The organism is Kriegella aquimaris (assembly GCF_900103215.1).
Lineage (GTDB): Bacteria > Bacteroidota > Bacteroidia > Flavobacteriales > Flavobacteriaceae > Kriegella > Kriegella aquimaris.
In genome coordinates this window covers 47,138-62,009 of sequence record NZ_FNGV01000018.1, presented here as the reverse complement: position 1 = coordinate 62,009, position 14,872 = coordinate 47,138, and the positions used below count along the sequence as shown (strand labels likewise).

The window sequence follows — 14,872 nt, the reverse complement described above, 5'->3', positions numbered from 1 at the left end:
AACTCAGGATTTTTAATATTAATTAATTGAGAGATACCTATTCAATTTATTTAAACTGCAAAATTAAAGAAATATTTTATAACAGCCCTCGACCTGTTTTATTTAGTTTGCCGTCGGCCTTGTATTCCTTGAGTAATTTATCAAGAATTCCATTAATAAAAATACTGCTCTTGGGCGTTGAATATTCTTTGGCTATCTCAAGAAACTCGTTCATTGTGACCTTTTCTGGAATTGAAGGAAAATTAAGAACCTCACATATTGCCATTTTCAAAAGAATAGAATCGATATCAGCAATACGATCTTTGTCCCAATTCGGAGTTTTACCCTCAATCTCTTTTTCCAATTTCGCATCGTTCAGCAATGTTTTGGTCAAGAGTTTTTTGGCAAAATCCATATCAGCATCATCTTTCAGTAACCTAGGCAGAAAAAAGCCATCATCTTGGTCTTCTTTTACCTTTTTAAGCTGCTTCACGATATAAGTGTTCACAATCGGAATATCGTCGACCCAAGTCAGCTTATCATCTTCCAGATATTCATAAATTTTCTCGTTCGGCGCAATAATCTCTTTGAAAAGTTGCAACATAAATTGTTTATCCAATTCATAGGTGCTCGATGCACTCGTCATGTACTTGGCGTAAATATCGCTTTCAACGATCTCCTTATAAATGAGTTTTACATATTCATCGTTGAGATACCAGTTTTTTAATTTTCTGTTGTCAAACTCATTCTTTAAACGCGTATTGCCCACAATTTGCGCCAACACCCTATTCTGAACGAATTTTTCTTTATTAGGATAAGCATCCGTAGCACTGGCCATATACTTCTTCGAAGAAAGCTTTACCTGCTTGGCGGCCATTTGCTGTACTTCAATCAAAAGACTGAGATTCAGCAGATATAAAGTGTACATATTTTCAATACTTACCTTTAAAAACTTTTCCTGTTTTTCAAGGGAATCGTCTTTAGATTGTGTCAAGGCATAAATGCATTGCATCACCTTTACCCGAATATGCCTTCTTGTAAGCATTTAGAAAGAACTTTTAGATTGAGTTTGGTTTCACTACTAGGGCGCAAAAATAACAATCCTTTTTCTAATACCTACCATAAGAAAGCGTCTTTATCTTATGTATTTTATAACATTTGTTTTTACTGCAAACCCCTATCTTTGGCAAATTGAAGATTAAAACCTATTCCGATAGCCAACACATTACATGAAGGAACTTAAACACGTTAACAAATACTTCAAAAAATATTGGTCAAAACTACTGATCGGTATTATCATCACCATCATCGCCCGGGTTTTTCAATTGGTAATGCCCACCTATGTCAAAAAATCGATCAATGTAGTTGAAGATGCCTTAAGCGGAAAAATAACGGATGCTTCTGCGGAGAATCTGCTCATGGAGTTTATTCTCATCATTGTTGGGGCTGCTCTGTTATCTGGTTTTTTTACCTTTTTGATGCGACAGACCATAATAAATGTGTCACGATATATCGAATATGATTTAAAAAATGAAGTTTTTGACCACTACCAGTCGCTAAGTTTAAATTTTTACAAAAAAAACAGAACGGGCGACCTTATGAACCGAATTAGTGAAGATGTGGGACAGGTTCGAATGTATGCCGGCCCCGCCTTGATGTATGGTATTAATACGGTCACTCTTTTTGTATGTATCATTCCATTGATGTTCATCACCGCTCCCACCCTAGCGGCCTACGCCTTGATTCCCCTGCCCATATTATCGGTCTTAATCTATAATATTAGCAAGGTCATTCATAAGCGCAGTACCATTGTTCAAGAATATCTTTCCACCTTGTCTACATTTACACAAGAGGTTTTTTCAGGAGTTTCTGTGATAAAGGCCTACGCCCTAGAACCACAGATAAATGGTGAACTGCAGCTTTTGGCGGTCGAGGGAAAGGAAAAAAGTATGGACCTTGCCAAAGTAAATGCCTGGTTTTTCCCACTCATGGTACTATTAATAGGAATCAGTAATATTCTTGTCATTTATGTAGGGGGCAAACAGTATATTAACGGTGAAATCGAGTCTGTCGGGGTCATTGCCGAATTCATCATTTATGTAAATATGTTGACCTGGCCCGTTGCCATAGTAGGTTGGTTGACCTCTATAGTTCAACGCGCCGAAGCTTCTCAAAAACGTATCAACGAGTTTCTAAAGTCAGAACCAGCTATCAAAAATGAAGAAATTGAGGCTACCCCCATTACCGGTAAAATTGAGTTTAAAAATGTCTCTTTCACTTACGAAGACACCAATATTACCGCACTAAAAAATATTTCGTTTACCATTAAGGCAGGAGAAACAGTGGCGATTCTCGGAAAAACAGGTTCTGGAAAATCGACAATTTTAGATTTAATAGCCCGATTGTACGACGTTACCGAAGGAGAAATCCGTATCGACGATATACCCATTAAAAAAGTGAACCTAAATAGTTTAAGGGAAGCTATAGGCGCAGTACCTCAAGATGCCTTTTTATTTTCAGATTCGATTAAAAATAATATAAAATTCGGAGATCATACCGCTTCCGACGAAGATGTGGTCAAAGTAGCCAAAAATGCAGCGGTTCATGAAAATATTATGGGCTTTGCCAAGAAATACGAAACCGTTCTTGGAGAACGAGGTATCACTTTAAGTGGAGGTCAGAAACAACGTGTTTCTATAGCACGTGCCTTGCTGAAAGACCCGGAAATATATTTGTTCGACGATTGTCTGTCTGCGGTAGACACTGAAACGGAAGAAGAAATTCTAGGAAATCTAAAAAAAGCCTCCCGAAATAGAACCACACTTATCGTGAGCCACCGGGTGTCATCGGCAAAAAATGCCGATAGAATTCTAGTGCTTGAAGACGGAACGTTGCTTCAAGAAGGAACGCATGATGATTTAATTGCTGTCGAGGGTTATTATAAATCACTTTATTTAAACCAACTATCTGAGAAAGAAAACTGAAAATTTGTTGTTGAATCAAGTTTTTTTTTACATTTTTGATATGATAATGAAGTATGAACAATAGACACCACATCAAATGAGCGAAAAAGATTTAATGGACCAGGAAGAGATTCACTCCAAAGTTTTAAGGGCAGGAAGAAGGACATATTTTTTCGATGTCAGGAGTACGAAGGCAAATGATTATTATTTGACGATTACCGAAAGCAAGAAATTTACGCACGACGATGGATCGTTTCATTACAAAAAGCACAAAATATACCTTTACAAGGAAGACTTTGCGGCCTTTAAGGAAAATGTTGAGGAAATGATGGATTTTATCATCGATGAAAAAGGAACCGAAGTTATATCAGAGCGGCATCAGTCAGATTTCAAAAAAGAAGAGCCCATTCAAAATGGCGAAGTAAAGACTACGGAAAGCTTTACCGATGTCAGTTTCGACGATATTTAATATTAAAAATTCTTGAATAAAAACGGCCCTTCAATATGAGGGCCGTTTTTTGTTTGATTTATTTGTAGTAAATCCATTTGATTATATTGCTCGAATAGTCTTGACACAACATCTAGTATTGGTTACATTTATAACCTGACTAAATTCAAAGTGGCATGAGAAACATTCTATTCGCATTACTTTTGATACTCTTTCAAAATATAAATGCACAAGAGTCGGTAGACTTGGATTATTACCTTCCAGATAATATCACTTACGACCAAAGCATTCCCAAGCCACAAGAAGTAATCGGCCACGAAGTGGGCGAATGGCATGTTACCCACGACAAACTTGTATTTTACATGCATGAGTTGGCCAAGGCGAGCGACCGCATAACAATTGAAAACAGGGGGCAGACTTTTGAGGGGAGACCGCTTCTTTTACTTACGGTGACCACACCGCAAAACCATAAAAACATTGAGAAGATTCGTGAAGACCATTTGGCCTTGACCGAGGTCAATACCAGTTCGCTGAATATCGAGACCATGCCCATCGTTGTTTACCAAGGTTTTTCAATACATGGTAACGAACCAAGTGGTTCGAATGCAGCTCTGGCCTACGCCTATTATTTGGCGGCTGCACAGGGGCCTGAAATTGAACGTATTTTAGAAAACATTATATTATTGGTTGACCCAGCCTTTAATCCCGACGGATTGCAGCGCTTTGCATATTGGGCCAATACCAATAAAAGCATCAATCTGAATGCCGACAACAATGAGCGCGAGTACCATGAAGTCTGGCCTGGTGGCCGTACCAACCACTATTGGTTCGATATGAACCGAGATTGGCTTCCGGTACAATTGCCCGAAAGTCGTGCACGTATCGAAACGTATCATAATTGGATGCCCAATATTCTTACCGATCATCACGAGATGGGCACCTCCTCTACCTTCTTCTTTCAACCTGGAGAACCAGACCGGGTACATCCGCTGACACCAAAACTGAATCAAGAACTAACTACGGAAATTGCGACATACCACGCCAAAGCTTTGGATAAAATCGGTTCTTTATATTATTCCGAAGAACAGTACGATGATTATTTTTATGGCAAGGGTTCGACTTTCCCCGATGTGAACGGGGGCATAGGAATTCTCTTTGAACAAGCCAGCTCTAGAGGCCATATTCAGGAATCACAAAACGGAATACTAACATTCCCCTTTACTATTCGCAATCAGTTCACAACGGCCCTTTCTACCATCGAAGCCGCCAAAGAGATGCGGGTAAAAATTCTAAGGTACCAACAAGACTTTTTCAAAAACGTAGGTCTAATGTCGGCGATAAGCAGAACCAAGGCCCTAGTTTTTGGAGATAACAAAGATGCCGCCAAAACATGGCATCTAGCCGAAATATTACAGCGACATAAAATAAAGTTTCACGAACTCTCGAACGATATCTCCTTTGACGGTAAATCGTATAAAAAAGGCTATAGCTATGTCGTTCCCATGAATCAAAAGAACCAAAACCTGATAAAGGCCATGTTCGAAAAAAGAACCACCTTCAGTGATAGCCTGTTTTATGATATTTCAGCTTGGACCTTTCCGCTCGCCTTTAATTTAGACTATTCGGAATCCCGCTCTTTGAAGATTGCAGGAAAAGAAGTCGTAAGTCTTACACCCTTAAGCGGTAAAATCGATTCGCAAAGCAATTATGCATACCTTTTTGAGTGGAACGAGTACTACACGCCAAAAGCCCTAAATAAGATTTTGAACAAAGGTATACGTGCCAAGGTGGCAAAACAACCTTTTAGCCTAGATGGAAAAAACTACGGCTATGGTACGATTATGGTCCCCGTTCAAAACCAAGTACTAGCAGCAAGTGAATTGTACGACTTTTTAAATAAAGTTGCCCAAGAAAGTAAAATTGAAATAACGGCGGCAAACTCCGGACTTACCAAAGGAATAGATTTAGGCAGCAATAGTTTTAGTCCTCTTGGCAAACAAAGGGTTGCCATGTTGGTCGGCAGTGGAATCGATGCACACGGAGCTGGCGAGATTTGGCACTTGTTCGATACGCGCTATGATATGAAGATTACCAAAATCGATATCGCCTACTTCAATTCCGTGGATTTGAGCAAGTATACCGATTTAATTATTCCGAATATGGGGAGCAGTCTCTCAAAAGATCAGTCAAAAAAACTGAAGGAATGGGTCGAAGCAGGTGGCACACTGATCGGCTATCAAAAAACCATCAATTGGCTGAACAAGAACGAATTGATCAAATTACAATTAAGAAAAGATACCTTGGTCGGTAAACATATATCGTTTGGTCAAAAAAACGATTTTAAAGGTGCCCAAAACACTGGAGGTGCCATTTTTGAGGCCAAGCTCGATCTTTCCCATCCCATTAATTTTGGTTATAAAGATGACAGATTACCCTTTTTCAGGAATACCAACATTTATATCGAACCCGATAAAAACAGCTATAACAACCCTATTCAATATACCAACAACCCGTTATTGAGTGGTTATATTTCGGAAGAGAATCTGGCGCTATTAAAGAACAGTGTTCCTTTTCAAGTACAATACATTGGCAAAGGAAGAATCATAGTTTTTACCGACAATACAAACTTTAGGGCGTTTTGGTACGGAACAAACAAACTGTTGATGAATGCAATTTTCTTTGGGAAGATGATGTAATAGTTCTATTTATTCGTTAGCAATCAAACTGACCCTTCCTCAAATATGAAGCAGAAACACAAACAGATTATCCAATGGATAAATATTCAAATCAAAGCTATCACACCCGGAAAGAATGCGGTAAAAGGGGCTTCATTAGGTTTGCTGACGACAACAGCATTTTTTTGGCTAGTATACTCTATTAGAATTTATAACAAGCTTAATGATCCATGGATACTCTTATTAAGCTTGGTCGTTGTTCTAGCTGTCATATTGTTTGCCTTTGTGATTAGATGGGTTCTCAAACTTTTAAATAATGTGCCAGCTTTTTACAAATTGGCACTTTTTATCACGTGGCCATTGCTGATTTTTATGAGCTCTAAATCGATTATCTCTGCTTTAATTATAGTTTTGGCGTCACTTTGTGGAGCTGTTATATTAGTTTTGAAAAGAACCAAATATCAAAATTTATCAAAGTCGAAAAAGATTATTACAGGTTTGGGAACAATTATAGGTTTTGGCGGATTCATTGCGCTTGGGGTTTTATATTATCAAGATGGTTTTGATGTTGATCCAATTACAAATGCAGCACTATCCTCTGATTCAAACATTCAACAAATAAGGGCGATTTCTCCTTCCGAAAAAGGTTTTTACACAGTAAGGACATTAACGTATGGAAGTGGGAAGGACTTACACCGACCAGAATATGGGGCAGAAGTCAATATTAAAACTGATTCTGTTAACGGCCTTGCCTTTATTGATAATTGGAAAGGCTTAGGCGGTTGGTATAGTGAAAAATACTTCGGATTCGATTCCAGATCTCTGCCTTTAAATGCTCGTGTTTGGTATCCTGATGGAGAAGGTCCTTTTCCTTTGGCTCTTATTGTCCACGGAGCTGTGGATATGCATTATTATTCAGATGCTGGATATGAATATCTTGGAGAATTACTGGCTTCCAAAGGAATAATTCTCGCATCGGTAGATCAGAATTTTATAAATGGTTCACATTTTGGAGCATTAGCTAAGGAAAATGATGCACGGGGATGGTTATTACTCGAGCATCTAAAGGTTTGGCATGAATGGAATAAGAAAGAAGACAACCTGTTTTATGAAAAAATTGATACTTCCAAATTGGCACTTATTGGCCACTCAAGAGGTGGCGAAGCCGTTGCTCATGCCGCGATGTTTAATAAACTACCGTTTTATCCAGATGATGCTTCAATTAAATTTGATTACAATTTTAATATAAAATCGATTGTAGCAATAGCTCCGATGGACGGGCAATATGAACCAGCAGGAAGTAGAACAGAAATAGAGGATATTGACTATTTTGTAATTCATGGATCACAAGACGCAGATGTTAGCTCTTATATGGGCTCTCAACAGTATGAAAGAATAACTTTTAAGGACAGTCTTTATCATTTTAAATCGGGACTTTATATTTATGGGGCTAATCATGGCCAATTTAATACAGTCTGGGGCAACAACGATACCTATAATCCTTTTTTGGGCCTTCTTAATCTCAAACAACTGATTTCTGCTGAAAATCAAATAAAAATTGCACAGGTCTATATTAGTTCTTTCTTAGATATAACATTAAGAAATAAAAACGAGTACCTACCTCTATTTGTAGATTCTAGAGTAGGTAAAGCCTGGCTTCCCGAAACTATCTACTTGAACCAATTCGAGGATTCTAATTTAAAGACTGTTGCCAATTTTGATGAAGACTTTGATGTTTCTACAATGACATGTGATGGTGGAAAAGTTAATACCAAGAACCTATCCGTTTGGCGTGAGCAAGAAATAAAACTCAAATGGGAGAAAAAAGGAAGTAGAGCCCTTATCGCGGGTTGGTATTATGATATTGAAAACAAAAAGAAATCGATTGAATCAGTTCCGGACTCTCTTATTGCTAGCTACACTATGAGTCTTTCTTCAACATCTTTAGATTCTTCTTCAGTTTTGGTTTTCTCAATGGCAGAATCTAAGGAATCCGCCAACCCCAAATCAGAAGGGAAATGGGTAAAAAACAATAGTAACAAGAAAAATGAGGATACTAATAAAAACGATGATGAAAAAAAAGAAGATAAAGAAGACAAAATGAAGGCCGAAAAGCCTATAGATTTCACCATTCAACTAAGTGACTCTTCTGGGCAAGAAGTCTCTTTTCCCTTGAGTAAATTTTCTCCTTTACAAAGAGAAATTGAAGTGATTATTACGAAAACTGGATTCATCAAAGACGACAAACAGTCAGAAATGGTATTTCAAACATTCTATTTTCCAGTTAATGACTTTCAAAAAATCAATCCAAACTTTAATCTCTCCAACATAGAAAACATTAAATTTATTTTTGATAAAAATGAAAGCGGGGTAGTCGCTATTGATAATATTGGGTTTATGAAAATATTTTAAGGTTTAACAATTTCGACTACGAACAAAATAACCATTGCACAAGCCGTTAATTCAGCAAAGAAGAATTTTATTCCCCCTTCTTTTAAAGACTTTTTCGGTGTCAAGTCAGAAATGGAAAGCTAATTTTCCATGCTTTATAAAGGCTATACCGCTATTGAAGATATGAAAATCAACCTACTCGAACATACACCACATTAAACAAAAACAGTGCAGCAACTACCAATAAACCGATTGATCCGCCCCAAATAAGTGCTACGGCCAAGAATAGCAAAAGATAATAAACTGGATAAACCAGCATGGCAAAAGCGAACCGAAAGGTGCCCATAAACTCCATTTCGGGTACTTTCGGTTTTAAAGTCAAGATCCATAACAACCACACCGGGAAATTTAATAGCACGAAAAGTACCTTTAAAATTTTGGGCTCTGATATCGGTTTTGGTTTCCGTATGTGTTCCGAATTTGAACTTTCCAAAGATGCCAAGATCGCATTCGCTTGTTGCGGATTTAAATAATCGACATCTAATGCGTTCAGCTTTTCCTCAGTATGGTGATACTTACTTTTATCTTCAATATGGGTGGTCAGGGTCTTTAGACCATTGGAAACTTCGCTTTTAATTCGATCCACCGATCTACCAAGATCTTCAGGGTCATATAATTTTTGAACTGCAATAGCTTCCCCGTAGCATACCGCTACCCGATCGGGGAATCTTTTAGCATCCCTATAATTTAATCCGACAGGCACCAGTCGAATATCCAATTCAGGCCGCCTTTCAAGTGCATTAAATAAAATTCTTGTAAAACCCTTGCTCAAGGGACGAACGCGGCGCTGCAGATTATGGTTGGCCTCCGGGAACATCACAATAGCATTATTTTCTTGCAACAATCGAGCACAATATTCGAAGACCTCTTGATTGTTTTTTAACGATTCCCGTCCGTCGCGAATGCGGTAAACCGGAATCATTTGAAAGAAATTGAAAACAGTTTTTAGAAGATTACTTTTAAATACGTCAGATCTAGTTAGAAAATAAGGTTTCCTGTTGCATTTCATGCCAATCAATAATACATCGAGCAAGGCACTTTGATGATTGGGTAAAAATAGTAACGGCTTGTCACTCGGCACATGGGCCAGACCTGAAATTTTTATCCTCCCGAAATACAAATACAGTCCGCACTTGATCCAAAATCTTGTTAAATTATATCCTATCTCCTTCAAGCCAACTTTTCTTTTTCAACAGGTTTAAAGCCCCAGAAAAACGCCAACAACAAACCTGAAACCAAATGCCAAATACCCCAAAATGCAGCAAGTAACGCCATTCCGCCAAGGCCATCGAAAAAAGTAAAAATCAGCAAAAGTCCCAAACCCGAGTTTTGTATTCCCGTCTCAATCGTTATACTTCTGATATCTCTTTGCGACAGCCCCATAAAATTTGCTAAGGAAAAACCTGTAGCAAAGGCTATGACATTATGAAGTACCACTATCCAAAAGACGTAAAAGATATAATCCATAAATATATCGCGGTTGTTGTAAAGCGCCAAAAATATCAAAACAACAAAAAAGAGTAAAGAAACCGCTTTTAATATCTTCGCCATCTTCTTTGCCATCACCGGTCTGATATGATGTAGACCCATTCCCAGAAGTAATGGTACACCCAATAGCAAAGACACGAGTTTTACCATTTCGAAAGGTGCTATGGCCACCTCTTGCAACAATGCCGATGTCGGGGCATACAACGAACCCCACAATTGCAGGTTCAATGGGGTCATGAAAACGGCGAGCAACGTAGCCACCGCAGTCAGGCTGACCGACAAGGCGGTATTGCCCTTTGCTAAATGCGTAATAAAATTCGAGATATTACCACCCGGACATGCGGCGACCATAAACATTCCGAGCGCTATGCTCGGCAAGGGTTCAATCGCCCAAACCAATATAAAGGTTACCGCCGGCAACAATACAAACTGACTAAAAACCCCGGTAAAAACAGGTTTAGGCCTTTTCAGTAAGTGTTTAAAGTCCGTTACTGAAATATCTAAGGCAATACCGAACATGACCAAGGCCAAGGCCAAGTTCAGTATCCATAGCGTTTGATCATCAAAGTTGATTTGTACGTTATCTAAAGTTGTTTCTGTCAAAAAAATTGGAGATTTTGAGCGTACTAAGAACACCTATTCACAATTAAAACAGGATAGTCCCATTTTTTTACGCTGCTCCCAAGATAAGACATTCGGGCATAAAATCGATTGTTTGAGTTTTCGAAAAGTAAGAAGTAATCGTTAACTGCGGATCAGAAAGTGCATTTTTTAGATAGGTTTTTACAGCTTGTAGTAGCTTTTCACTTCATATGTTTTATTTGTAAGAATCAGAATAATTTTCAAGTTGCGCATTTCGGCCTTCTAAAAATCCAATTCGTCTCAAGGCTTCATCATCTCGACATTTTAAGCTTGTCCATTAGTTCTTTTGACACATTGCCAGAATAAGCTCCGTAAGCATCCATAAGCAGCCCTTTTTCTCCGGAGTTCGTCTCTATCACGTACAATACCGTATTATCATCTGGGTCACTCATCCCCTCGAATCGATAGTACTTGACCACATTGAGATCATCGCCGGAGTGCACTTCTTTTTTATGTTTGTTTTCTACACCCGCATCGCATAAATTAAAATCTGCGGTAAAACCTTCTAATTGTAAATTGGTAATTGCCTCCGCTAATGATGTGTATGAATTATCCATGATATGCGTAATTTAAGGTTATACGTGCGTGCATTTTCTACCGATTCGGAAACAGAAATTCCGTCACGGACGGAGCGTTGAAACGGGTTCTTTAAGTTAACCAATGTGCAATAAAAAAACAAGTGTTTTAAATTACTTTTAATTCTGACGCTTTGTTCGTATGTTAGTAAAAACCATCATTGGTGATGGTCATATGTAGCAGTTACTAAAATTAAAAATATGGCACGAACACCCAGCAACATGTTACCTTTGGGAACGCAAGCCCCATCATTTCATTTGTTTGATACCGTTTCTAAAAAAACACAAGCCCTTCATGATTTAAAAGGAGACAGGGGAACGCTAGTTATGTTTATCTGCAACCACTGCCCTTTCGTAAAACATGTGAACCCAGAAATTTCTCAATTGGGACGGAAATATCAGGCAAAGGGAATTGGTTTTATTGCTATTTCCAGTAATGACGCTGAAAATTATCCGGAAGATGCTCCTGAGCTTATGGCGCGAACTGCCCAAGAGGAGGGCTATACATTTCCTTATTTGTATGACAAAAGCCAAGAAGTAGCCCGATCGTACGATGCGGCATGCACCCCTGATTTTTATTTATTCGATAAGGATTTAAAACTGGTATACCGGGGACAATTGGACGATTCGAGACCCGGAAATGGTATTCCCCTGAACGGATACGACCTACGCAACGCTATGGATGCCCTATTGGCAGGGCTTGAAATAAACCCAGATCAAAAGCCAAGTATCGGATGTAATATCAAATGGATAAAATAAGCCAAGGGATAGGAAGTGCTGAATTTTGGGCCTATCGGGTGTTAAACCCAACCTTCCCTGCGTATCAGTCTTTCAATATGTGCACAATGGTGATTGCCGTGCCATGCATATCTTCCAATATTCTCTTTCACCGAAACTTTCACATTTCCATCGGGGTGAATATACACTTTTTCTAAATCGTCATCCCGCAGACTCCCTAGCAGATAAACCAGTTTTGCATGAATGCTTTTTATATGGGCAATCGACAGTTCTATCGGGGCAGAAACGGCATCTTCTAAACTGGCCCATACCTTTTCGTCATACGCCTTAATAATAGGTTTGTTTTCAGTAAGCGCCCACTTGAAACGAATGTAACTATGGTGGTGGCTATCTGCTATGTGGTGCACTACCTGGCGAACCGTCCACCCACCAGGTCGATACGGTGTATCCAACTGTGTTTCGGAAAGGTTTTTGACCAAATCTTCCAACACTATGGGCAATGCTTCCAATTGTGCTAACCAATCTTTCACTTCTAGGTCTGTGATGTCATCGGGCATAGCAAAATGACCGATAGGATAGCGAAGTTCTTCTAAGGTATTGTTTCTCATGACCTAAAATTAATGAAGTTCTACCAACATATTTAAAAAATCTCCAATCTATCGCTATGGCACACAAATATGAAAATAGGGAGAAGTAAATTTTAATACATTTTTAACCTTAAAATGAAGTATTTTCCACTTAATCTACTAATTTTGTAGGATAACAATTAATCCATTTAAACAATACGACTATGGCAACAATACGATTGGGCGACAAAGCCCCTGATTTCACGGCTGACAGTTCCGTAGGAATGATAAATTTATATGACTATCTCGGTGACAGCTGGGGTATTTTATTTTCGCATCCTGCTGATTTCACACCGGTATGTACTACCGAATTAGGTACTGCGGCAAAATTTAAGGATGATTTTGACAAACGCAATGTAAAAATGTTGGCGTTAAGTGTTGATGGGGCCGCATCACATAACGAGTGGATAAAAGACATTAATGAAGTTGAGCATACCAAGGTAAACTTTCCGATTATTGCCGATGAGGATAAAAAGGTTTCTGACCTCTATGACATGATTCACCCAAAAGCGGACAATAGTCTTACGGTACGTTCGGTATTTATTATTGCACCTGACAAAACGGTAAAATTGATGATTACATACCCTGCCTCGACAGGTCGTAATTTTTACGAACTTTTACGCGTAATCGACTCGTTGCAATTAACGGCAAACCATAAAGTGGCGACACCAGCTAATTGGAAAAATGGTGAAGATGTCGTAGTTAGCCCAGCGATTTCAACCGAAGATGCGAAACAAATGTTCTCAAAAGGCGTTAAAGAAATTAAACCTTACTTGCGAATGACTCCGGATCCGACCGCATAGTCGTACGGAAAATAATTTATTAAAAACCTCCCTTGAATATGGGAGGTTTTTTTTTGCCTTTTTTTCATCAACGCACAAACAACGCACCCTAATTTTTTAGATGTTATGTAAGAAAAGTGCAGCTTTATTTTTAAATTGTAACAATTGATGTTGCCAACTTCTATACAAGCACTTTCATGCAAAAACTACTATCGAATATTCTTGTTTTAATTCTAGCCGCCATCACCTCAACGAGCTGTGTAAATTTAAAGCACGTTGGTGAATTCTCGGAGTCTTCAATCGAAGGCATTGAAAAATTCGAAGCTCTTTCCTATAACTTTGAAAGAAACTGCACAGATGAATGCCTTCAAAAAGGTATTGAGAAACTAAAAATACATGGTCAGACTTGTGTATGTACTGCCGATAAAAAGGCCGATAGTATTACCACATTGATTTACAGTAGTACCCGAGATTATTTCTACGGCCTTACCGATATTTCTAAAAATCAGCTTACCAATTACAAAACAGAAGAACTTACGCAGACCTTGGCAACTGGAGATTATGGTTCTCTATCGCTGAAAGAGACAGATGTAAAAGCCTATTCAAGTATTTCTACCATTATTCTTAGAGCGTTTACCGATGGTTACCGAAGAAAAAAAATAAAAGAATATGTGACACGGGCGAATGAACCGTTACAAACTTTGCTCCATTTTCTAGACCTTAATCTCTCTGGCAATTTAATAGGAAAAATGGAAGTGCAAAAAAACAGTATCAAAAGCTTCTATTTTGACCTGATATCGAATACTGAGCTGTCAATCTATGAACGCACGAAGTTCACCGAAGACTACTTCAGACGTATATCGGAATTAACTGCAAAGCAAGAAGAACTTGAAACATATTCTAAAGTAATAAAGACCATTGCAGAGGGTCATACTATTCTTTACAACAGCATAAGCAAATTAACCGAAGATGAGATAAAGGGGCAATTGGCTATACAGGGCACCCAACTCAAAAACTTGTCACGCTCCTTGAACAATAAAAATCAATAGCCATGGGAAAATTGACTGCCGAACAAGTAAAGCGCCTAGCCGATGATTTTGCACATATGGCCAATGCTCTGGGCGATTATCGCTACGAGAACTTTGAAAACCTTACCAATGAAGAAAATCTAAGGCTCAAGGAACTACACGCCCAGACATTATCACATACGACGGAGCTCTATACCCAATCTGCCATTTTGGTCTTAGATGATGCTGCCACGTCATTGGCCCAAATTAACACCATAACATTAGAAACCAAAAAGCTCTATAAAAAATTGGTAGGGGTTCAAAAAGTACTGGACAGGGCCACTTCAGTTTTAACCCTAGCGACTGCCATAATAACTCTAGATGCAAAAGGAATTACCAATTCGGTAAAAAAATTACTGGCTCCCGATAGTTAAATTTAAGCACCTTAACCCTAAAAAATCACCTTTTACCGATGATGTAAGCACCTAATGGAGTAAA

The 14,872-nt window shown here is 38.6% G+C and carries 13 protein-coding genes; 8 read left to right on the top strand and 5 right to left on the bottom strand.

Going from position 1 to position 14,872, the window contains the following annotated elements:
* Nucleotides 1-76 precede the first annotated feature (76 nt).
* Entirely contained in the window at nucleotides 77-1,024 is a 948-nt protein-coding gene (gene nusB, locus BLS33_RS22500; protein ID WP_089895223.1) for a transcription antitermination factor NusB, read from the bottom strand.
* Nucleotides 1,025-1,208: 184 nt separating this feature from the next.
* Here nusB and BLS33_RS22495 point away from each other — a divergent pair, with 184 nt between their 5' ends.
* From BLS33_RS22495 to BLS33_RS22480, 4 genes are all read left to right on the top strand, one after another.
* On the top strand, nucleotides 1,209-2,963 hold the full coding sequence (locus BLS33_RS22495; protein WP_089895221.1) for an ABC transporter ATP-binding protein: 1,755 nt from the start codon (nucleotides 1,209-1,211) through the stop codon (nucleotides 2,961-2,963).
* A gap of 76 nt (nucleotides 2,964-3,039) precedes the next feature.
* Complete coding sequence (locus BLS33_RS22490) at nucleotides 3,040-3,411, top strand: PUR family DNA/RNA-binding protein (protein ID WP_089895219.1); 372 nt, start codon at nucleotides 3,040-3,042, stop codon at nucleotides 3,409-3,411.
* Between the two features lie 155 nt (nucleotides 3,412-3,566).
* Nucleotides 3,567-6,086 (top strand): M14 family metallopeptidase, encoded by a 2,520-nt coding sequence (locus BLS33_RS22485; RefSeq protein WP_089895217.1) that lies wholly within the window; start codon nucleotides 3,567-3,569, stop codon nucleotides 6,084-6,086.
* Between the two features lie 45 nt (nucleotides 6,087-6,131).
* Nucleotides 6,132-8,477: an alpha/beta hydrolase gene (locus BLS33_RS22480; RefSeq protein WP_089895215.1), complete on the top strand. Its 2,346-nt coding sequence runs from the start codon at nucleotides 6,132-6,134 to the stop codon at nucleotides 8,475-8,477.
* 169 nt (nucleotides 8,478-8,646) lie between these two features.
* Here the strand turns inward: BLS33_RS22480 and BLS33_RS22475 are convergent, their stop codons facing one another.
* The 3 genes from BLS33_RS22475 to BLS33_RS22465 form a co-directional block, all read right to left on the bottom strand.
* Nucleotides 8,647-9,636, bottom strand: coding sequence for a 1-acyl-sn-glycerol-3-phosphate acyltransferase (locus BLS33_RS22475; protein ID WP_262495089.1), 990 nt, complete (start codon nucleotides 9,634-9,636; stop codon nucleotides 8,647-8,649).
* A 50-nt stretch (nucleotides 9,637-9,686) separates the two neighbouring features.
* Nucleotides 9,687-10,607, bottom strand: coding sequence for a bile acid:sodium symporter family protein (locus BLS33_RS22470; RefSeq protein ID WP_089895211.1), 921 nt, complete (start codon nucleotides 10,605-10,607; stop codon nucleotides 9,687-9,689).
* Between the two features lie 290 nt (nucleotides 10,608-10,897).
* Complete coding sequence (locus BLS33_RS22465; protein WP_089895209.1) at nucleotides 10,898-11,203, bottom strand: phosphoribosylpyrophosphate synthetase; 306 nt, start codon at nucleotides 11,201-11,203, stop codon at nucleotides 10,898-10,900.
* Between the two features lie 219 nt (nucleotides 11,204-11,422).
* Here BLS33_RS22465 and BLS33_RS22460 point away from each other — a divergent pair, with 219 nt between their 5' ends.
* Entirely contained in the window at nucleotides 11,423-11,980 is a 558-nt protein-coding gene (locus tag BLS33_RS22460) for a thioredoxin family protein (RefSeq protein ID WP_089895207.1), read from the top strand.
* 41 nt (nucleotides 11,981-12,021) lie between these two features.
* Here the strand turns inward: BLS33_RS22460 and BLS33_RS22455 are convergent, their stop codons facing one another.
* Nucleotides 12,022-12,567 carry a YfiT family bacillithiol transferase gene (locus BLS33_RS22455; RefSeq protein ID WP_089895205.1) on the bottom strand — a complete coding sequence of 182 codons (546 nt, stop codon included), beginning with the start codon at nucleotides 12,565-12,567 and terminating at the stop codon, nucleotides 12,022-12,024.
* 182 nt (nucleotides 12,568-12,749) lie between these two features.
* Here BLS33_RS22455 and BLS33_RS22450 point away from each other — a divergent pair, with 182 nt between their 5' ends.
* The 3 genes from BLS33_RS22450 to BLS33_RS22440 all read left to right on the top strand — a co-directional run bounded on the left by BLS33_RS22450 (nucleotide 12,750) and on the right by BLS33_RS22440 (nucleotide 14,808).
* Nucleotides 12,750-13,388, top strand: a complete 639-nt coding sequence (locus tag BLS33_RS22450; protein ID WP_089895203.1) for a peroxiredoxin — start codon at nucleotides 12,750-12,752, stop codon at nucleotides 13,386-13,388.
* A 176-nt stretch (nucleotides 13,389-13,564) separates the two neighbouring features.
* Nucleotides 13,565-14,416 carry a hypothetical protein gene (locus BLS33_RS22445; protein ID WP_089895201.1) on the top strand — a complete coding sequence of 284 codons (852 nt, stop codon included), beginning with the start codon at nucleotides 13,565-13,567 and terminating at the stop codon, nucleotides 14,414-14,416.
* 2 nt (nucleotides 14,417-14,418) lie between these two features.
* Nucleotides 14,419-14,808 carry a hypothetical protein gene (locus BLS33_RS22440; RefSeq protein WP_089895199.1) on the top strand — a complete coding sequence of 130 codons (390 nt, stop codon included), beginning with the start codon at nucleotides 14,419-14,421 and terminating at the stop codon, nucleotides 14,806-14,808.
* Nucleotides 14,809-14,872: the final 64 nt, after the last annotated feature.